The sequence below is a fragment of the Nocardia sp. NPDC051911 genome (genome assembly GCF_040681035.1).
GTDB lineage: Bacteria > Actinomycetota > Actinomycetes > Mycobacteriales > Mycobacteriaceae > Nocardia > Nocardia sichangensis.
Genome location: NZ_JBFAXY010000019.1, coordinates 17,683 through 35,860 on the forward strand (window position 1 = coordinate 17,683; position 18,178 = coordinate 35,860).

The following is an 18,178-nucleotide window of genomic DNA, read 5'->3' on the forward strand; positions in this document are numbered from 1 at the left end:
CCATGCTGATCGGCATGCGGTTGCTCGTCTACGCCTATTGATTCGCTGGATCGCCGCGCGCCCGTCGAACGGGTAGCGCGCGTACTTTCAGTCTGCGCTCGCTGACGGTTCGGGCGGTGCTCTTCAAGAGCACCGGTGAACTGATTCCGCTGTACGCGCTGTATGCCCTGCTGTTCGCCGACCATGGCATGAGCACCGGGCAGATCTCCTTGCTGTTCGCCATCTGGTCGATGACCTCGTTCCTGCTCGAAGTGCCCTCCGGTGCGTGGGCCGACACGGTTTCGCGGCGCGGACTGCTCGTGCTCAGCGGTGTCCTGCTGACGGCGGGCTTCGCGCTGTGGACGGCGGCGCCCTCCTTCACGGGCTTCGCCGCCGGGTTCGTGCTGTGGGGTACCTCGGGCGCTCTGGCCTCCGGCACCTTCGAAGCGTTGCTGTACGACGATCTCGCCGCCCGCGGTGCGTCGTCGACATATCCGCGCATCCTCGGTTACACCCGGGCCGGTGCGGAAACCGCCGTCGTCATCGCGATCGTCGCCGCGACGCCGCTGTATCTCATCGGTGGCTATGCCCTGGTCGGCTGGGCCAGTGTCGGTCTGGCCGCCGTGCACACGCTGGTCGCGCTCTCGCTGCCTACCGCGCCGAAGGCGGTGTCCGCGGCGAACGTCGATGATCTCGAAGAGGACGAGTCGGCATCTTTCGCGCCACCTTCCGTGGTGGCCGGTGAGACGGGCGGCTCCGCGGGTTCGAATGCGGATGTACGCGGGTCGGTCTCGGTGATCGAGGGCTATGACGAGACTCGGGATGATCAGGCGGACGTCACGAGGAGATCGGGAACGTTCGCGCGCTACCTCACCATGCTGAAGGCCGGTGTGGGCGAGGCCCTTCGCGTGCGGATGGTGCGCTACGGCGTGCTGCTGGAGGCGCTTCTGTTCGGGATCACGGCGTTCGACGAGTATTTCGCCTTGCTGGCGGAGGAGGCGGGCGTATCGACGGCCGTCGTGCCACTGCTGGTGGGCCTCACTGTGCTCGGTTCGCTGACCGGGTCGGTGCTGGCGGGGCGCACCGAAGGAATGTCGGGCCGGACGATGTCGATCGCGGTGGGTGTCGCGGGCGTGCTCTTCCTCGGCGGCGCGCTGATAGCCGGTCTCGCGACCGGTCGTCCGAACGCGGTGTACTTGCTGACCACCCTCGGCTTCGCGTCGATCGGAATCTCCTACGGCATCGTCTACAACGCGGGCATCGTGGCGGCCGCCCGCCTCCAAGACGCCATCGAGGGTCCCGCCCGAGCGACCGTCACCTCGGTCTCCGGTCTCCTGGGCGAGGTGATCGCCCTAGCGGTCTTCGGATTCGCCGCCCTCCTGACCCTCCACGCCGCCATGTCCACCCTCTTGGCCATCCTCGGCGCCTCCATCCTCGCCATCGCCGCCCTCATTCCCGGCTGGCTCCCACCCCGCCACTGACCACGGGCGGCACACGATCGAGAGCGCTTCTCGCGAAATGCCGCGGTGATGTGCCGCTCGACGATTGGGTAGCGTGCGGGAGTGCGGTTGGGGCTGTTTGCGGGGTTCGGGATCGGTGCCGGGGTGGCGGTGCAGGGGCGGATCAATGGCGCGTTGGGGGCGCGGTTGGAGGATGGGATCGCCGCGGCCACGATCAGTTTCGGGGTGGGACTGGTTGTGTTGGGGGTGGCGTTCGCGGTGAGCGGGCGGCTGCGGGACGGTGGGCGGCGGGTGCGGCTGGCTCTGGCCGAGGGTGGGCTGCGGCCGTGGCAGTTGCTCGGCGGGCTGTGCGGCGCGTTCTTCGTCGCGTGCCAGGGGCTGACGGTCGCCGCGATCGGCGTCACCGCGTTCACCGTCGCGACCGTCGCGGGGCAGTTGCTCAGCAGCCTGGCCGTCGACCGGCTCGGGCTCGGTCCGAGTGGGCGGACGCCCGTCACCGTGGTGCGTCTCGTGGGTGCGGCGCTCGGGGTGGCGGCGGTGCTGGTAGCCGGATTCGGGCACCACCGCGCTACCGGTGGTCTCTCCGTGCCCGACGCGCTGCGCGGCACGCCGACCGTGTTGTTGATCGCGCTGCCCGCGCTGGCGGGCATCGGCCTGGCCTGGCAGCAAGCGGTGAACGGCAAGGTGGGCGCGGTCGGCGGAGCCATGTCGGCGGCGATGGTCAATTTCTGCGTCGGCCTGGCCGCGCTGCTCGTCATCGAGGCCGTGGTCATCGCGACTTCGGGCGGCCCGGCCGCATTCCCGACCGAGCCTTGGCTCTACACCGGCGGTTTCATCGGCGTCGCCTTCATCGCCCTCGCCGCCATGGCGGTGCGGTGGATCGGCGTGCTGCTGCTCGGGCTCACCTCGGTGGCGGGACAGTTGCTGGCCTCCGTTGTCCTCGACGTGCTCACGCCGACCAGCGCGGGCTTGTCCGCCACCGCGATCGTCGGCTGTGTGCTGACGTTGGTCGCCGTCGCCATCGCGACTCGGTCGCAGTCCTGAGGACACTCGCCCGACATTCAGGTTCGAAGTGCATGAATGTGGGAGGGTGCGCTCATGCTGATCGAATACGGGGTGTGGGTTTCGCGGCTGGGACTGACTGTCGTCTTCGCGCTGTCGGCCTGGGGCAAGCTGACGGATCGCGGCGCGGCACGGCAGGCGGTGAGCGATTTCGGGGTGCCGCTGCGCTGGGTGCCCGCGGTGGCCTGGGGGTTGCCGATCGCCGAGGCGATGATCGCGGTCGGTGTGCTGTTTCCATGGGTTTGCGGCCCGGCGGCGCTGGCGGCGCTGCTGCTGCTCGCCGTGTTCACCGTGGCGATCACGCGCTTGCTGCGGCGAGGCGAGCATCCTTCCTGTTCCTGTTTCGGTGCTGCGAGCGCGGCGCCGATCGGACCGAGGACGCTGGTGCGCAATGCTCTTCTCGCGGCGCTCGCCGTGGTTGTCGGCATCGGCGCGCAGACACATCCGCGCGTTCCGATGGGCCTGCCCGCCGACAACGCGGTCGGCTGCGCGGTTGTCGCCGCAGTGGTCGCGGTGCTGGCCTGGTTGACCGGCCAGCTGCGTGTCCTGCGCCGCCGAGTGGACGAGCAGGCGTTGTCCACGCTGGGCGCTGAGGGCTTGCCCGTCGGTGCGGTGGCGCCGGAGTTCGAACTGTTCGGCCCCGAGGGAACGAAGACCACGCTCGAGGATCTCTTGGCCTCGGCGAGGTCGGTGCTGCTGGTCTTCGTGCACCCCGGCTGCGAGCTGTGCGCGGCGCTGGCACGGGAACTGCCCCGCTGGCGTGCGCGAACCGGAGACGCCCTCGCGATCGTCGCGGTCGGCAACGGCGATGCCGCCGAGCAGGCCGCGTGGGGAGCCGAGCACGGGTTGGGCGACATTCCCTCGCTCGTGCAGCAGGGCAACGAGGCGGCCCTGCGTTACCGGGTGCGCGGTACGCCGTCCGCCGTGCTGATCGATCCCGAGGGACGTGTCGCCGCGCCGGTGGCCAGAGGGGGCATCGCGATCCGCGAGTTGATCAGCACGGTGCGGGCAGCGCCGCGCAAGCCGGCGCGCGACAAGATCCCGGCCGGGGCCGCGCGTTAGTTTCGGGGCGTACCTCTTTTCTGCCGCCGAGACCGACCCGAGCCCGGTTATCTACTGGTTAGCAAATTTCTAGCAAATCTACGGTGATGCGCCGATAGGATCGAACCGCACCGGTGCGGAATTCGCCATCCAACCAACACGACCCATCGACAAGAGGGGAAGACATGGCGCTCTTCGCATTCACCGACTACTCCGGCAAAGAGTTCATCATCCAGCTCACCAACGAGCAGCGGATCGCCGAAGCACGCCGCATCCTGTCGGGTGACGAGCAGATGTCCGTCCACGTCATGGGCCGGATCCGGAAGATGCCCGCCCCCTACAACCCGGGTTGGGACTTCCATCTGGACCCCGACACCATCACCTTCTTCACCATGGCGATCGAAGTCTGCGACGCCAGCATCATGTACGTGAACGATCACCTGGACGAGGCGTGCGGCGCGTTTCTGCCGGGCTGCTTCTGGTGTCCGTGGTCGTCGAAGCTGACCCGCGAGGTCGCCGACCGGTAATCGGTTGGCAAACGCTTCCGGCCGGCGTGTGAACGCCGGCCGGAAGTCTCGGATTCAGTCCAACTTGCGCGAGCGCAATTCGTGGCCCTTGGACGTCTTGCACCGTCCCGACTCCAGGTCCCACTGCCAGCCGTGCAGGTTGCAGGTCAGCGTGTTGCCTTCGACCACACCGAACTTCGACAGGTCCGCCTTCAGGTGCGGGCACCGCCGCTGCACCTCCCAGCCGCTGAGTTCGGTGGAGGCGGAGTCGTCGTGCGCCTCGGAGAACCAGCCGTCGGCGTAGGCGATCCGCTCGTCGGTGAGGCACTTGAAGAAGGTGTAGAGGAACTCGTTGTATCCGCCGATGCGCCAGGCCTGGAAGCGGGTGGACAGGAAGATGGTGTTCACCCAGTCGGGCTCCCGGTCGCGCAGCACCGTGCGCACCAGCTCCGGCGCGATGCGGAAGCCGTAGCGGTAGCGCCCCTCGCCTTCGATCGGCTCGCGCACCGTGCGCTTGGGGAAGTCCAGCACGACGGTTTCCTCGCCGATCACCAAGCCGACCGCGTAGCCGATGCCGTCGCAGATCACGTCGCTCTGGGCCATGATCGGCTCGAACACTTTGCGCAGCGGCTCCAGCAGCGAGCCATCGCCGCGCTCCCAGGTCGCCTTCTCGGCCTCCAGTACCGGGGCGAGGCGCTGGGCCATCCGTTCGATGTACTCGGCCTTGTTGTCGTAGATCTCGGCGGGGTCGCTCGGGTGGGTCAGGGTCAGCTCGGCGCCGCGCACGTCGGCGACCGAGCCGGGGATCATCAGGATCCCGCCCCCGTTGCCGTGGATCTCCATCTGCTCCAGGAACACCTTCTGGTCGGGGAAGATGTTGCCTTCGTCACCGCGATCGTCGTTGAGGTAGCGCAACTCGTCGTCCAGGAACACCGGCGGACCCGCCGACGGCACCACCCAAGTCGCGCCGACCTGCTCGATGTAGCTGCGGGCGCGGTCCATGCCGCGCTGACGCTTCTGCTTGCCGAAGTTCGACTTGGTGCGGGCCGGGATGTCGTAGACCATCGGGTACCAGATCGCGCCCGAGTACTGCAGCAGGTGGATGTCGACATGGCCGAAGGCGTCCTGCAGCACGTCCATGTCGACCGGGCGGGCGTCGTTCATGTTGAAGCAGGTGGTCTCGCCGTCGGAGACCACGAGCCCGGAGTCGCCGATCGGGCCGTCGGCGGGCGCGCGCAGCGCGATGATCATGACGTCCAGGTCCCCGCCGGGGCCGGTCACCGTGTGCTTGACCGAGTCCTCGGTCTCGAAGAACTTGTGGAAGCCCAGCTGCTCGAGTTCCCGGCGCAGATCCGGCACGGGATAGTCCGGCAGCAGCACGGTCGCGTCCTTGTTCACGTGCTCGGCCAGCGTCTTCGCGTCGAAATGGTCGCGGTGCAGGTGCGAGACGTAGAGGAAGTCGCATGCGCCCAGCTCGTCCCAGTCCAGCTGGGTGTTGTCGGGGAACGGGAACCAGGAACCGAAGTACGCGGGGTTCACCCAGGGATCGCAAAGGATCGACCCGGCCGCGGTGCGGATGTGGAATCCGGCGTGTCCGACGCTGGTGATCTGCACTAGCTGCTCCTCCTGCTGTTTACCAGCCAACCAGGGTAGTAGTTACGGCGAGACATCGCCGATGCAGTAGCCGTCCGTCCCGGAGCGCAAGGTGAAGGTGCGGGTCTGCGTCACACCGGAGGAGTTGGTCACCGGCACGAGCACCGCGATGTAGTCGGTGTTCACCTGCTCCGACCGGATCTGCTGGTCGGCGAACTCGGCGGCCCCGGTGAGCACGCCCTGGTTGTTCGCCAGCGGCGCGGGGCTCGGACGCCCGGTGCCCTTGGGATCCCAGGACGCCGGGGACGCCTTACAGATCAGAGGGTAGTCGCCTTCTTTGTCGGCGGGGTCGAGCGGAGTGCCGACGAAGCGGGAGAGGTACCGGCGCACGGTGTGCCGGGCGTCGGCGTCGTTGTAGGCGATCTCCGCACCGGCCGTCGCGACGCGCGGGCAGGCGTAGCCGGTCTCGATCTCGGCGCGCTGGACGGCGACGGTGGTGGTCGGGCTCTTCCAGACGACGGCGTCCTCGCCCGCCGTGCCGGGCTGGGCCAACGCGGTGAGGACGGCCTGCTGGTCTCCGTACATCTCGGCGACGTTCCTGGGCGCGATGGTCCAGCACTTGTCCTGCATCTCGGCGATGGTGTGCGAGCGCAGGTCGGCCGCCCAGCGCCGCATCGCCGGGGCGGCGGCAGGCACCCCCGCGACCGCGCCGACCGGCGGAGCGTCGGCGGGAACCGGCGGAAGCGCGGAGGTGCTCGGCGGGGGCGTGGCCGGGACGGCGGCCGGCGGTGTCGTGCGAACGGCCGCCTGCGGCGGGGTCTCCTCCGGAATGCCGACGACGGAATCGCATCCGGTCAGCGCGATCGCAGCGATCAGGGCGGAGCCGCAGGCCAGCGCGGCGCGGGTCGCTCGCCCGGCCCGGTTCCGCTCGCGTGCTGCACTGCGGTCGTACTCGCGCGGTACCGATCGGGCGCGTTCCACTTCGACGATCCTCTTCTCTCCGGACGTGCGGTCGGGGCTGCTCATGCGTCCTCGCTCCGGCGCGGCGCGCGGCGGCGGCGAACTGCCGATGGGGACGAGCAGCGACTACGCTAGCGGACTTGTGGAACCCGTCTACCGGACGATCATCGGCCTCGCCCGTACCGTCTTCTTCATCGAAGGTCTGAAGTTCACCGTCAAGGGCGATGAACACATTCCCGCCCGAGGTGGCGCCGTGCTGGCGGTGAACCACACCGGCTACATGGACTTCACCTACGCGGGCCTGCCGGTGCGTACCCCGAAGCGCTACATCCGGTTCATGGCCAAGAAGGAGGTCTTCGACGACAAGATCTCCGGCCCGATCATGCGCGCGCTCAAGCACATCCCCGTCGACCGTTCGGCGGGCGCGGATTCCTACAAGGCCGCTGTGGACTATCTGCGCCGTGGCGAGCTGGTCGGGGTGTACCCCGAGGCGACGATCAGCCGCAGTTTCGAGATCAAGGAATTCAAGTCCGGCGCGGCGCGCATGGCCATCGAGGCGGAGGTGCCGATCATTCCGATCGTCATCTGGGGCGCGCAGCGGGTCTGGACGAAGGGATTCCCGAAGCGGCTGGGCCGCACCAACACGCCCATCTCGATCGCGGTCGGCGAGCCGATCCAGCCGTTCGAGCCCGCCGCCGAACTCACCGCCAAGCTCCGCTCGACCATGCGGGAAATGCTGGCCGACCTGCAGAAGGACTATGTGCACGAGCCCGGCGCGTACTGGGTTCCGGCCCGGCTCGGCGGCAGCGCTCCTACCCTGGAAGAGGCGGACGCGATGGACGCCGCCGAAGCCGAGGCGAAGGCCGCGCGCAAGAACGCGGCGGGGCAGTAGCGGGAGGCGTGATGGCGCGCGAACCGGTTTACGACATTCTCACCGGATTGGCCCGCGCCATCTTCTTCGCGCAGGGTCTGCGCCTCGATATCCAGGGCAGGCAGCACATTCCGCGTTCCGGCGGCGCGGTGCTGGCGGTGAATCACACGGCTTATCTGGATTTCATGGAAGTCGGACTGGTCGGGCGCAAGTCCGGCCGCAACGTCCGGTTCATGATGAAGGCCGAACTGGAACACGGCATCGTCGGCTTTCTCATGAAGCACTGCAAGGCGATCGGCGTCGATCGCACGGCCGGAGCCGAGTCGTACGCCCGCGCGGTGACCGCTTTGCGCGAGGGCGAGGTGGTCGTGGTCTATCCCGAGGCGACGATCAGCCGCAGCTTCGAGTTGAAGGAATTCAAATCCGGTGCGGCGCGCATGGCGGTCGAAGCCGGGGTCCCGATCGTGCCCCTGGTCATCTGGGGCGCTCATCGGATCTGGACCAAGGACATCCCCAAGCAGTTGGGCCGCCATAATTTTCCGGTCACCATCCGGATCGGCGCACCGATCCCACCCGATGAACCGGCCGAGAAACTCACCGCCACCTTGCGGACGCGGATGGGTGAGCTTTTGGACCTCGCTCAACGCGACTATCCGATGGTGGAAGGCGCCAGCTGGGTCCCCGCACGGCTCGGTGGAACCGCCCCGACTCTCGCGGAGGCGGCTGTGCTGGAACGCGAGGAGATGGAGAGGCGGCGGCGCGCGAAGGCGCGGTGACGGCGCCGCCACGTCGTAGGGCGGCACTCGATCAGGCCGCGTCGAGCGCTGCGGTGATCTTGCGGACCATCTCGGCCGGGACGGGGCTGGGCGCGCCCTTGTGGGATCCGGCGGCTGCGTCGATGGCGACGAGGACGGTGCTGCGGAAGTTGTCGGCCTCGGCCGGGTCCTGATTCGCGAGCAGCCTCATCGCCGCGGTCAGGGCAGGCAGCACATGGTCGGCGAGTTCGGCGACGTTCTTGCCGTTCAGGGTGATGTCCTTGGACTTCGCGGCGAGTACGTGCCCGACCAGGCCGGTTGCCGACGACAGGGCGATGCTGCCGTGCGTGGCGGCCTTGTGGGGCGAGCCGGTGGCGTCGGCGGCGGCCATGAGCGATACGGCGCCGTAGGCGGCGGTGCGGACGGTGGCCTTGTCCTGGTCGGTCAGGGTGATGGACATGGTGGTGTGCTCCTTCGAAATGTGGGGGGTCGGCGGGCCGGTCAGTGGCTCGGCGAGCCGTGCTGGTCTCCGGCCGGTGCGGTCTGGCGGACGGCATCGGCGATGGCGCGAAAGTCCTTGCGCAGGATCGCGCCGTGGTTGCCGGCGACCTTCGCGCCGATCCGGATGTTCGGATTGCGGGCGCACACGCCGTCCAGGCTGGTGCGGATTCGCTCTTGCTCGTCGCCACGGCTTCCGAACGACGTCCCCGAAGCAACCACATACCGCACCGGAACAGTGCTGCGGTCCAGCAGGGGACCCAATTCACGCTCGCGGGAGAGCTTGCCGAGCTCGATGTTGCTCTCGGCCATCTGTTCGGCGGTCATCCGCGGGGTCAGACCGGTCGGGCGCAGCAGCGGCGTGAACCAGCTCAGCCGCTTGAACAGCTTGCGGATCCGCTGCTCCATGGCCTCGTCGAGCCAGTCGTACGGGAACGCGCCGTCGACCAGCACCGCGCCCATCGCACGGTCCGGATTCCGGTCGGCCCAGTGCGCCGCGACGACTGCCCCATAGGACCAGCCCACCAACAGCGCCCGGTGCACCCCTCTGGCCGCCGAGACCGCATCGACGTCCCGGACGGCGGCGTCGAAGGAATAGTCCGCCGAACGCCGGGATTTGCCGCGGGCGCGCTCGTCGAAGGTGATGTGCCGGTAGGCGGGGCCGAGTTCGGCGATGACCCGCCGCCAGTAGCCCTGAGTGGCGAACTGGCCATTGCAGTAGATCACGGGGATACCGGGACCGCCGGTGTCGGTGACCGCCAGGGCGGTATCGTCCACCGGCACCGTGCCGGTCCACTTCGAAGCGGGGGCCTGGTTGCTGTTCTTCGTCATGGCAACGACTCTCGGTGTCCGGCCTGACACCACCCTGACACCCGCCTGATACGGCCACTGACACCGTGTTTCGCGGCGGCGGTTGTGCTCAGCCCAGATCGGGCGCGTTCTCGACCGCCCTACGCGAGCGGCGGTCGGAACATCCGACTACCGCCCGGTCCGCAGGGCCTTCAGTACGCTCCGTCACCCCGGGCCACCACACCGACCGTGCGCGCGATCAGCCGCAGGTCCATCCGCATGGACACGTTCTCCACGTAGGACAGATCGAGTCGCACGGCGTCTTCGAGCGGAAGGTCCGACCGGCCACTGACCTGCCACAAGCCGGTCAGCCCCGGCTTCACGAGCAGGCGTCGGCGCATCATGTGGTCGTAGGTGTCGACTTCCCGCCGCACCTGCGGTCGCGGCCCGACCACGCTCATGTCGCCGCGCAGCACGTTGAGGAACTGCGGCAGCTCGTCGAGACTGTACTTGCGCAGGAATCGTCCGACCGGCGTGACGCGGGGATCGATCTTCATCTTGAAGAAGACCGGATTTGCACCCTGCTGTGCGATCAAAGCTTCGGCATATCGGTCGGCATCGTCGTGCATACTGCGAAACTTGATCATGCGGAAGGGCAGGCCGTATCGGCCGATGCGTTCGGACAGGTAGAAGACCGGGCCGCGGCTGGTGGTCTTCACCGCGATCGCGATCACGAGGAACACCGGCAGCAGCAGTAGCAGGCACATCGTCGCGAAGACGATGTCGAAGGCCGTTTTGCTGACCGACCGAGCCCGCTCGTACTGCGGTTCGGCGATGTGCATCATCGGCATTCCCGCGACCTGCCGATTGGTGAGCCGGGATATGGCGATGTCGACCGCCCCTGGCGCCAGCATGAACTCGACTCCCAGCGCATCCAGTTCCCAGGCGAGCCTGCGCAACTCGGTCGGACCGAGATGCCGGGTCGGACCGATGGCGACGGTGTCGGCGTGGGTGTGCAGGACCGCCCGCAGTACGGCGCTGTCGTCGCCGACGACCGCGACCGTGCCGCCGGTGAACGCCAGCGGCGCATCTCCTGATTGCCCACCCGGCACGCAGGCGCCGACAACGTTGTACCCGGCGCCCGGGTCTGTGGCGAACGCCGCGGATATCGCCGCGGCCGCTTCGGCCGTACCGACCACGAGTACGGCCGAACGATAGCGTCCCCGGCGGCGTGCCCTGGCAAGCTGGTGGCGCCACCACAGTCGTCCGCCGACCACCGCGAGTACGCCCGCCGGAAAGGCGATCGCGAGATACCCTCGGGCGAACTTGATTTCGAGTGCCAGTGACGTGAATGCCAGTACGCCGAACAGGTGCATCGTCGCCGACATCAGCCGCCGGAATTCCTCGACACCGCTGCCGACCAGCTGCGGCGCACGGCTGCCCGCACTACCGAGGATCGCGAACCAGCCCGCGACCAGCGCCCCGGATACCATCGTGTAGCCGACCCGGTACGGCCCTTCCCAAGCCAGCGGCGGAGCGCCGCCCTCATTGAAACGGATCAGTTGCGCACTCCCCACAGCGATGGATACGGCGGCGAAATCGGTGATGGCGAGGCGGCGTACGTACTCCGATCGCCAGGCCTTACGGGTCGAGACGGTAACCGGGGTAACCGTGAAGGATCGTGGGATTTCGGCGGTCCCATGCCATTCCGGGACAGCCTTGGATTTCATCAAGAGAACACCCCTCCTGGGGCAACGGTGGAATTGCTACCCGATCCGAGGATCGGCTGTCCCGGCAGCGTCCCGACCGCCTCTACCGAGCGCTTCCTCGGCACTTGATCGGCAAGTGTCACAACATTTCTCGCCGGTCAGAAGGTGTGCGCGAGGCAGCGTGATCGGGATGTTAACTGATGCGAATCCGCCCAGCGACCCATTGTGATGCGCGTTTGGAATAACACCACGAGTGCGAATATGAAATGTGCCCTATATCACAGTTAGTAACGCGGATGTGTAACCCGGCCGATATTGCCGTCGGTACGCTGAAGGTCGCAACAGGTGCGGTCGGTACCACGAATGACGTTCTCGTCGCGCGCATCTCGTGATACGCCGGGCAGCTTCTGCTTCCGTGTGCCGCGACAGGCGTTCCGGCGGGCCGGGGCGTTTCGAGCAAAGGATCGGATCTGTGCGCTGTCGACTCTGTGACTCCGACAGGCTGTCCAGCATTCTGGACCTCGGCGCCACACCGCCGTGCGAATCGTTCCTCACCGCCGATCAACTCGACCTGCCCGAGCCGACCTATCCCTTGCACCTCCGGGTGTGCGCCGACTGCCTGCTACTGCAGATTCCGGCGCTGATCACGCCGGAGGACACCTTCACCGAATACGCCTACTTCTCCTCCTACTCCGACAGCTGGGTCCGGCACGCGGGCGAGTTCGTCGACACCGCGACCGCACGGCTGGGGCTGGGCAGGAACTCCTTCGTGGTAGAGGTCGCCAGCAACGACGGCTACCTATTGCGCCACGTCGTCGACCGCGACATCCGATGCCTGGGCATCGAGCCATCGGCCAACGTCGGAGCGGCGGCTCGCGAGTCGGGCGTGCCCACCGAAACCGTCTTCCTCGACGAGGATTCCGCACGCCGCGTCCGTGCCGAACACGGCCCCGCGGATCTGGTGATCGCGAACAACGTCTACGCCCACATCCCGGATCTGCGCGGGTTCACTCGTGCGCTGCGCATCCTGCTGGCGGATGACGGCATGCTGACCATCGAAGTCCACCATGCGCTGAACTTGGTCGAGTTCGGTCAGTTCGACACCATCTACCACGAGCATTTCCAGTACTACACCGTGCTGTCGGCGCAGCGTGCGCTCGCTGTCGCCGGATTGACCGTGGTAGATGTCGATCGGCTACCGACGCACGGCGGTTCGATCCGGCTGTGGGTGCGCCCCGATGCCGCCGCGGAGGCGGTGAGCGACCGGGTGCGGGTGGTGCTCGACCTCGAGCGCGCCGCCGGACTGCACTCGGTGGTCGGCTACACATCGCTGCGGGAGCGTGCCGAGTCGGTGCGGCACGAGTTGCTTCGGTTCCTGCTCGACTGCAGGCGCCAGCGCAAACGCGTCGCCGGATACGGTGCACCGGGCAAGGGCAACACACTGCTCAACTACTGCGGGATCCGACCTGACCTGCTCGAGTACACCGTCGACCGCAACCCCTACAAACAAGGCAGATTCACACCGGGAACGCGAATCCCGATCCACCCGCCGGCCCGGCTCGACGCCGATCGCCCGGACGTGATCGTGGTGCTGCCTTGGAATCTCGAGTCCGAGATCACCGCACAGTTGCGGCATGTCGCCGAGTGGGGCGGTCGGCTCGCCTATCCCTTGCCCGAGCTGCACGTGATCGACCCGGCGTTCCCGGCCCGCACGGTGCAGGCCGGAGCCGAGTCGAAAGGAAACCGGCGCCGATGAAAGTCGTCTTGTTCTGCGGTGGCTACGGCATGCGCATGCGCGGAGGTAGCGATGACATGGTGCCCAAGCCGCTGCAACTCGTCGGCCCGCGCCCCTTGCTCTGGCATGTGATGCGGTACTACGCGCACTACGGCCACACCGAATTCATTTTGTGCCTCGGATACGGCGCCGAACACATCAAGAATTTCTTCCTCACCTACCGGGAGTCGGCGTCCAACGACTTCGTGATCCGCAACGGCCGGGTCGAGTTGCTCGGCAGCGACATCGATGACTGGACGATCACCTTGGTCGATACCGGCGTGGAGTCGGCCATCGGGGAGCGCCTGCGCCGGGTGCGCGAGCATCTCGGCGACGACGAGCACTTCCTGGCCAACTACGCCGACGTCCTCACCGACGCTCCCCTGGACGAGATGATCACCCAGTTCCACGCTTCGGGGGCGGCGGCATCTCTCATGGTGGTGCCGCCGCAATCGTCGTTCCACTGCGTGGACCTCAGCCCTACCGGTGAGGTCAAGGACATCGTTCCCGTGGCGAATATGCCATTGTGGGAGAACGGCGGCTATTTCGTGCTCGGCCGGGAGATCTTCGACCTGCTGCCACCCGGCGGAGATCTGGTGGAGGACGCTTGCGGAGCGCTCGCAGGCCAGGGCCGGTTGTTCGGTTACCGCCACGACGGATTCTGGAAGCCGGCGGATACATTCAAGGAGCGCGCCGAACTCGACGCGGCCTACCGCAGCGGACACCGGCCATGGATGGTGTGGGAGCCGTGATCGCGCTGCTTCCCCCGCGGCCCGCCGAGATCGCCCTGCTCGGCGCGCACTGCGACGACATCCCGATCGGCATGGGCGCCACGCTGTTGTCGCTGACCCGCGACCATCCGGGTATGCGGGTGCGCGCGCTGGTCCTCTCCGGTGCGGGCACCGAGCGCGAAGAGGAGGAACGGGCGGCGCTCACCGCCTTCTGCGCCGGACGGACACCGGAGTTGACGGTGCTCGACGTCCCGGACGGACGAGCACCGGCGCACTGGGATCGGATCAAGACGGCCGTAGCGGAGTTTCGCCGGGCGGGTGAACCGGACCTGGTGTTCGCCCCGCAACCGGGCGACGCGCACCAAGATCACCGCACGCTCGCGGAGCTGGTGCCGACCGAGTTCCGCGACCACCTGATCCTCGGCTACGAGATCCTCAAGGCGGAGGTCGACACACCGGCGCCGACCGTGTTCCACCCGGTCGACGCGGAGCTGGTCCAGCGGAAATCGCAACTGCTGCACCGGCATTACCCGTCCCAGACCGGTCGCGACTGGTTCGACGAAACCGCGTTCCTCGCCTCCGCGCGGATCCGCGGCGTGCAGTGCCGCACCGAGTACGCCGAAGCCTTCGTGGTGGACAAGGCCGTCATTCGATGGGAGAAGCAGTGACAACGATGCGAGTCCTGGTCACCGGGCATCAGGGATACCTGGGCACCGTCATGGTCCCGATACTGCGGGCCGCCGGGCACGAGGTCATCGGGCTCGACACCGGGTGGTTCGCCGACTGCCTGCTCGGCGAGTTCGCCGGTGACCCGGTGGGCCTGCGCCTCGATCTGCGATCGGTGGGGATCGAAGACCTTCGCGGCATCGATGCGGTCGTCCATCTCGCCGCGCTGTCCAATGATCCTTTGGGCGCGCTCGCGCCGGAAGTCACCCACGAGATCAACCATCGCGCCTCGGTGCGTCTGGCTCGGCTCGCGAAAGAAGCCGGTGTGTCACGGTTCCTGTACGCCTCCACCTGCTCGGTGTACGGGGCCGCCGGAGACGAGCTGGTGACCGAGTCGGCGCCGCTGCGGCCGATCACCCCGTACGCCGAGTCGAAGGTGCGGGTCGAAGACGACGTCGCGGCGCTGGCCGACGACCACTTCGTTCCGGTGTTCCTGCGCAACGCCACCGCGTTCGGATTCTCGCCTCGCCCCCGCGCTGACATCGTGCTCAACAATCTCGTCGGTCACGCCGTCCTCACCGGTGTGGTCAAGGTGCTCTCCGACGGCACGCCCTGGCGGCCGCTGGTCCACGCCCGCGACATCGCGGCAGCCTTCGAACGCTGCCTCACCGCACCGGCGTCGGCCGTCGCCGGCCGGGCGTTCAACATCGGGACCGAGCGAAACAACCTCACCGTTGCCGAGATCGCCGAGTCGGTGGTGGCCACCGTGCCGGGGTCGCGGCTGCTGGTCACCGGTGAGACCGGGGCCGACCCACGCTCCTACCGGGTCGACTTCTCCGCCGCTCGCGCGGTGCTCGGGTTCGAGGCGCGGTGGTCGGTGCCCGACGGCGCCGCCGAACTCTACCGTGAGTACACCGAACGCGGCCTCACCCAGGACGCCTTCTTCCAGCGATTCACGCGACTCACGTGGCTCCAGCGGCTGCGCGCGTCCGGCGCGCTGGACCCGCGGCTGTGTGCGGTCACCGCGCCGGCGACAGGGTAGCCCGCAGATGCTCCCATCGTCCCGCGTTCGCGTCGCGATCCGACATCACCGTCACCGGCAGCGGCCAGGCGATCGCCAAGTCCGGATCATCGAAGGCGACGCCGAGATCTTCGGCGGGATCGTGCGGCCGATCGATGCGGTAGCACACGTCGGCGGTGTCGGTGAGTGCTTGGAATCCGTGCAGGAATCCCGGCGGCACGTACAGGTGCCGGAACTCCTCGTCGTCGAGCCGGAACGCCTGCGTCCGGCCGAACGTCGGCGACGACGGCCGGATATCGACCAGCACGTCGTGCACCGCGCCGTGTGCGCAGCGGACCAGCTTGGCCTCGCCGCGCCCGGATCGGCCGTGCATGCCGCGCACCACCCCCCGGCGCGACCGGGACTGCGAGTCCTGCACAAAACTGGCGGAAATTCCTGGAATCCCCAGGTGAGAGTCGAATTCGTCGGCATCGAAGGTCCGGGTGAAAAGGCCCCGGTCGTCCCGGACGGGCGCTGGGATCAGCACCACCACGTCGGCCAGGTCGGTCTGCTCGATACGCACACCGGCATCGTGTCATGACCGGTCGCTGCCGCGCCTGCTCCGGCGCCGTTCTGCACACCGTCCTGGATCTCGGGACGGTGCCCGCGGCCGATGATTTCCCGCCCGCGGCACGACCGGTGACGCCGGCGGAGACCACGCATCAGCTGCGGATGGTGCGGTGTGCGCGATGCGAGCTGGCACAACTCGCCGAAGACGACACCGTGGGGTCCGAACCCCGCGGAGTGGAGCCGCAGGCTCTCCGTGATCAGGCCGCTGACGCGATTGCGCGGGTCGACGCGGCCGGCCTGCTGCGCGGCAACACGGTCATCGAATTCGGCAGCCCGCACGGTGGTTCGTGGCTGCCGTTGCTGGCCGAGCGTGGTTGCGCGGAAGCCGACGCCGCGCAGGCGGAGCTGGTCCTGGACTGTTTCGGCATCATGCACGAACCCGACCAGCGTGCAGCCTTCGCCGCCCGCGCCGCGGCCGTCGCCCCGGGCGGATTGTTGCTGTTGCAGTACCACTCGCTCGCCGCCATCGTGGCACAGCGGCAGTGGAACGCGTTGCGCCACGGGCATTTCGCGTACTACTCCCTGCATGCGCTGAGCCTGGCGCTCACCGGCGCGGGCATGAGCGTGACCACCGCGTGGGAGTTCGACCTCTACGGCGGGACGGTGCTGGTGGCAGCTCGACGCGGGCCCGCAGCGCCCGACCGCACCGTGCGCGAGATCCTGTCCCGCGAACGCGAGATCATCACCCCGGAATCGCTGCGCCTGCTACAGCGGTTCGTGGACGATCACGTGCGCGCGCTGCGGACCTGGCTGATCGATGCGGCCGCGGCCGGGCAGCGAGTCTATGCCTACGGGGCAGCGTCCCGGGCGGTTGCCCTGCTGTCGCTGGCTGGTGCGCACCAGGGGCTTGTCGCAGGCGTCGCCGACGTCGCGCCCGCCAAGCAGGGACGCCGAATGCCCGGCACCGACATCCCGATCATCAGCCCACGGGAGCTGATCGAGGCAGCACCCGACCGGGTGCTGTTGACGCTGCCCGACCTGCTGGGTGAAGTGTCGTCCGGACTTCCGGAACTCGACGGTCGCTGGTTCCTCGACGATCCCCGCGGACCCAGAAAAGGAGGTGTGGACGACCGCCACACCCCCTGGGCCGCCCCCGGCCAGCAGTTCACGAGCGAAGGACAGCCGTACCGATGAACACCACCCCTCGGATGCGCCGACACCGGCTGCACTGGCCGGCTGACTCGGTCGCACCGGCCACTGCGCTGATGATCGTGGCTGACTTGCCGATGTGCGGCGGCACCGCCGCTGTCGACGGCACGAGCTCGACGGTGTGATCGACAGTGGACCCTACCGGACAGAAGCGACCGCGATCGTGCTCAGCGGCCTACCGTGGCCCGCGCTCGCACCCGCAGCCGCGTCCCCAACGCCCGGACCAGACGCAGATCACCGGCCAGCACGTCGGCCGGACGCACGAGATCCGGGTGATCGGCGCCCAGGCGATGATGGAATCGCAGCTGCTCGGTGAGCTTGCTACGGGTCGAGGTGCGACTGCACAGGTTGAACGAGGAGTTCCGCCACGCGGCAACGATGTCGCCGAGCCCGACGAAAGCGCCGCGGCTGCCGACGCGGGCGAACAGGTCCACATCCATCGGAAACACCAGGTCGCCGCGCAGTCCGCCGACGGCGTCGTAGTCGGTACGCCGGAACATGGCGGCCGCGGTCGGGCCGAAGTCGGCCGGTCCGCGACGCACGATCATCCGGGCCAGATGGCGGCTGCCGTGCCTGCCGACCAGCTGCGGCAGCCCAAGCCCCGTCTCGAGCATGTCGCCGGACTCGTCGATCACGTCGAACCTGCCCGCGCACAACGCGATCGCGTCGTCGTCGAACTCCGCCGACTGCGCGGTGAGGGCGCCGGGACGCAGGATGTCGTCGGCGCAGACCACCTTCACGAGGTCCCCGGTGGATTCCCGGATCGCCCGGTCCCAATTGGCGCCGATCGGCAGTACCCGATCGTTGCGCAGCACACGCACGCGCGGATCGCGCCGCGCTCGCGCGATGTCACCGGTGCGGTCGGTGCTCGCGTTGTCGAGGATCACGACTTCGAAATCGAGATCTTGGGCCAGCACCGAGTCCAGGGTCGCGGACAGAGTTCGTTCCGCGTTGTAGGCCGGCACGCACACCGACAGTTTCCGCATCCCAAGCCGCCCCTTTGCC

At 68.1% G+C, this 18,178-nt stretch carries 18 protein-coding genes; 11 read left to right on the forward strand and 7 right to left on the reverse strand.

What is annotated here, in order from left to right:
• The first annotated feature begins 116 nt into the window (after nt 1-116).
• The 4 genes from AB0L97_RS22830 (at nt 117) to AB0L97_RS22845 (ending at nt 4,069) form a co-directional block, all read left to right on the forward strand.
• Complete coding sequence (locus tag AB0L97_RS22830; protein WP_364432746.1) at nt 117-1,460, forward strand: MFS transporter; 1,344 nt, start codon at nt 117-119, stop codon at nt 1,458-1,460.
• Between the two features lie 81 nt (nt 1,461-1,541).
• The gene (locus AB0L97_RS22835) at nt 1,542-2,483 is read left to right on the forward strand and encodes a DMT family transporter (RefSeq protein ID WP_355073267.1); all 942 of its coding nucleotides are present in this window, start codon (nt 1,542-1,544) and stop codon (nt 2,481-2,483) included.
• A gap of 54 nt (nt 2,484-2,537) precedes the next feature.
• Nucleotides 2,538-3,563, forward strand: a complete 1,026-nt coding sequence (locus tag AB0L97_RS22840) for a MauE/DoxX family redox-associated membrane protein (RefSeq protein ID WP_364432750.1) — start codon at nt 2,538-2,540, stop codon at nt 3,561-3,563.
• A gap of 164 nt (nt 3,564-3,727) precedes the next feature.
• Nucleotides 3,728-4,069: a hypothetical protein gene (locus AB0L97_RS22845; RefSeq protein WP_039794242.1), complete on the forward strand. Its 342-nt coding sequence runs from the start codon at nt 3,728-3,730 to the stop codon at nt 4,067-4,069.
• Between the two features lie 54 nt (nt 4,070-4,123).
• Here the strand turns inward: AB0L97_RS22845 and AB0L97_RS22850 are convergent, their stop codons facing one another.
• Both AB0L97_RS22850 and AB0L97_RS22855 read right to left on the reverse strand, forming a co-directional pair.
• Entirely contained in the window at nt 4,124-5,662 is a 1,539-nt protein-coding gene (locus tag AB0L97_RS22850) for a Rieske 2Fe-2S domain-containing protein (RefSeq protein WP_364432754.1), read from the reverse strand.
• Nucleotides 5,663-5,704: 42 nt separating this feature from the next.
• Nucleotides 5,705-6,667, reverse strand: coding sequence for a hypothetical protein (locus AB0L97_RS22855; RefSeq protein WP_364432757.1), 963 nt, complete (start codon nt 6,665-6,667; stop codon nt 5,705-5,707).
• A gap of 76 nt (nt 6,668-6,743) precedes the next feature.
• On the opposite strand from AB0L97_RS22855, the gene AB0L97_RS22860 reads away from it, so the two are divergent.
• Nucleotides 6,744-7,493 carry a lysophospholipid acyltransferase family protein gene (locus tag AB0L97_RS22860; RefSeq protein ID WP_364432980.1) on the forward strand — a complete coding sequence of 250 codons (750 nt, stop codon included), beginning with the start codon at nt 6,744-6,746 and terminating at the stop codon, nt 7,491-7,493.
• Nucleotides 7,494-7,504: 11 nt separating this feature from the next.
• Nucleotides 7,505-8,248, forward strand: coding sequence for a lysophospholipid acyltransferase family protein (locus AB0L97_RS22865; RefSeq protein WP_364432760.1), 744 nt, complete (start codon nt 7,505-7,507; stop codon nt 8,246-8,248).
• A gap of 31 nt (nt 8,249-8,279) precedes the next feature.
• Here the strand turns inward: AB0L97_RS22865 and AB0L97_RS22870 are convergent, their stop codons facing one another.
• The 3 genes from AB0L97_RS22870 to AB0L97_RS22880 all read right to left on the reverse strand — a co-directional run bounded on the left by AB0L97_RS22870 (nt 8,280) and on the right by AB0L97_RS22880 (nt 11,244).
• Nucleotides 8,280-8,687, reverse strand: a complete 408-nt coding sequence (locus AB0L97_RS22870; RefSeq protein WP_364432763.1) for a hypothetical protein — start codon at nt 8,685-8,687, stop codon at nt 8,280-8,282.
• A gap of 41 nt (nt 8,688-8,728) precedes the next feature.
• Nucleotides 8,729-9,556, reverse strand: coding sequence for an alpha/beta hydrolase (locus tag AB0L97_RS22875; RefSeq protein ID WP_364432766.1), 828 nt, complete (start codon nt 9,554-9,556; stop codon nt 8,729-8,731).
• Nucleotides 9,557-9,726: 170 nt separating this feature from the next.
• The gene (locus AB0L97_RS22880) at nt 9,727-11,244 is read right to left on the reverse strand and encodes a sugar transferase (protein WP_355073254.1); all 1,518 of its coding nucleotides are present in this window, start codon (nt 11,242-11,244) and stop codon (nt 9,727-9,729) included.
• Between the two features lie 451 nt (nt 11,245-11,695).
• Here AB0L97_RS22880 and AB0L97_RS22885 point away from each other — a divergent pair, with 451 nt between their 5' ends.
• Genes AB0L97_RS22885 through AB0L97_RS22900 form a run of 4 tightly spaced genes read left to right on the forward strand, consistent with a single transcriptional unit; the run spans nt 11,696 to nt 15,436 of the window.
• Nucleotides 11,696-12,979, forward strand: coding sequence for a class I SAM-dependent methyltransferase (locus AB0L97_RS22885; RefSeq protein ID WP_364432770.1), 1,284 nt, complete (start codon nt 11,696-11,698; stop codon nt 12,977-12,979).
• Nucleotides 12,976-13,749, forward strand: coding sequence for a glucose-1-phosphate cytidylyltransferase (locus tag AB0L97_RS22890; protein ID WP_355073250.1), 774 nt, complete (start codon nt 12,976-12,978; stop codon nt 13,747-13,749). Before AB0L97_RS22885 ends, AB0L97_RS22890 begins: the two co-directional genes overlap by 4 nt.
• The gene (locus AB0L97_RS22895; RefSeq protein ID WP_364432774.1) at nt 13,728-14,396 is read left to right on the forward strand and encodes a PIG-L family deacetylase; all 669 of its coding nucleotides are present in this window, start codon (nt 13,728-13,730) and stop codon (nt 14,394-14,396) included. Before AB0L97_RS22890 ends, AB0L97_RS22895 begins: the two co-directional genes overlap by 22 nt.
• A 5-nt stretch (nt 14,397-14,401) precedes the next feature.
• Nucleotides 14,402-15,436: an SDR family oxidoreductase gene (locus tag AB0L97_RS22900; protein WP_364432983.1), complete on the forward strand. Its 1,035-nt coding sequence runs from the start codon at nt 14,402-14,404 to the stop codon at nt 15,434-15,436.
• Here the strand turns inward: AB0L97_RS22900 and rfbC are convergent.
• Nucleotides 15,414-15,977 (reverse strand): dTDP-4-dehydrorhamnose 3,5-epimerase, encoded by a 564-nt coding sequence (gene rfbC / locus AB0L97_RS22905; RefSeq protein ID WP_364432777.1) that lies wholly within the window; start codon nt 15,975-15,977, stop codon nt 15,414-15,416. The genes AB0L97_RS22900 and rfbC overlap by 23 nt on opposite strands.
• A gap of 14 nt (nt 15,978-15,991) precedes the next feature.
• Here rfbC and AB0L97_RS22910 point away from each other — a divergent pair, with 14 nt between their 5' ends.
• Nucleotides 15,992-17,158 carry a class I SAM-dependent methyltransferase gene (locus AB0L97_RS22910; RefSeq protein WP_364432780.1) on the forward strand — a complete coding sequence of 389 codons (1,167 nt, stop codon included), beginning with the start codon at nt 15,992-15,994 and terminating at the stop codon, nt 17,156-17,158.
• A 182-nt stretch (nt 17,159-17,340) separates the two neighbouring features.
• Here the strand turns inward: AB0L97_RS22910 and AB0L97_RS22915 are convergent, their stop codons facing one another.
• Nucleotides 17,341-18,159, reverse strand: a complete 819-nt coding sequence (locus AB0L97_RS22915; protein WP_355073243.1) for a glycosyltransferase family 2 protein — start codon at nt 18,157-18,159, stop codon at nt 17,341-17,343.
• Nucleotides 18,160-18,178 lie beyond the last annotated feature (19 nt).

What these genes read in the sequence shown, in the direction of transcription:
- AB0L97_RS22880 (WP_355073254.1), bottom strand. Translation starts at nt 11,244, where the DNA reads ATGAAATCCAAGGCTGTCCCGGAATGGCATGGGACCGCCGAAATCCCA.
- AB0L97_RS22840 (WP_364432750.1), top strand. Translation starts at nt 2,538, where the DNA reads ATGCTGATCGAATACGGGGTGTGGGTTTCGCGGCTGGGACTGACTGTC.
- AB0L97_RS22910 (WP_364432780.1), top strand. Translation starts at nt 15,992, where the DNA reads ATGACCGGTCGCTGCCGCGCCTGCTCCGGCGCCGTTCTGCACACCGTC.
- AB0L97_RS22865 (WP_364432760.1), top strand. Translation starts at nt 7,505, where the DNA reads ATGGCGCGCGAACCGGTTTACGACATTCTCACCGGATTGGCCCGCGCC.
- AB0L97_RS22845 (WP_039794242.1), top strand. Translation starts at nt 3,728, where the DNA reads ATGGCGCTCTTCGCATTCACCGACTACTCCGGCAAAGAGTTCATCATC.
- AB0L97_RS22900 (WP_364432983.1), top strand. Translation starts at nt 14,402, where the DNA reads ATGCGAGTCCTGGTCACCGGGCATCAGGGATACCTGGGCACCGTCATG.
- AB0L97_RS22890 (WP_355073250.1), top strand. Translation starts at nt 12,976, where the DNA reads ATGAAAGTCGTCTTGTTCTGCGGTGGCTACGGCATGCGCATGCGCGGA.
- AB0L97_RS22915 (WP_355073243.1), bottom strand. Translation starts at nt 18,159, where the DNA reads ATGCGGAAACTGTCGGTGTGCGTGCCGGCCTACAACGCGGAACGAACT.
- AB0L97_RS22855 (WP_364432757.1), bottom strand. Translation starts at nt 6,667, where the DNA reads ATGAGCAGCCCCGACCGCACGTCCGGAGAGAAGAGGATCGTCGAAGTG.
- AB0L97_RS22875 (WP_364432766.1), bottom strand. Translation starts at nt 9,556, where the DNA reads ATGACGAAGAACAGCAACCAGGCCCCCGCTTCGAAGTGGACCGGCACG.
- AB0L97_RS22895 (WP_364432774.1), top strand. Translation starts at nt 13,728, where the DNA reads ATGGATGGTGTGGGAGCCGTGATCGCGCTGCTTCCCCCGCGGCCCGCC.
- AB0L97_RS22870 (WP_364432763.1), bottom strand. Translation starts at nt 8,687, where the DNA reads ATGTCCATCACCCTGACCGACCAGGACAAGGCCACCGTCCGCACCGCC.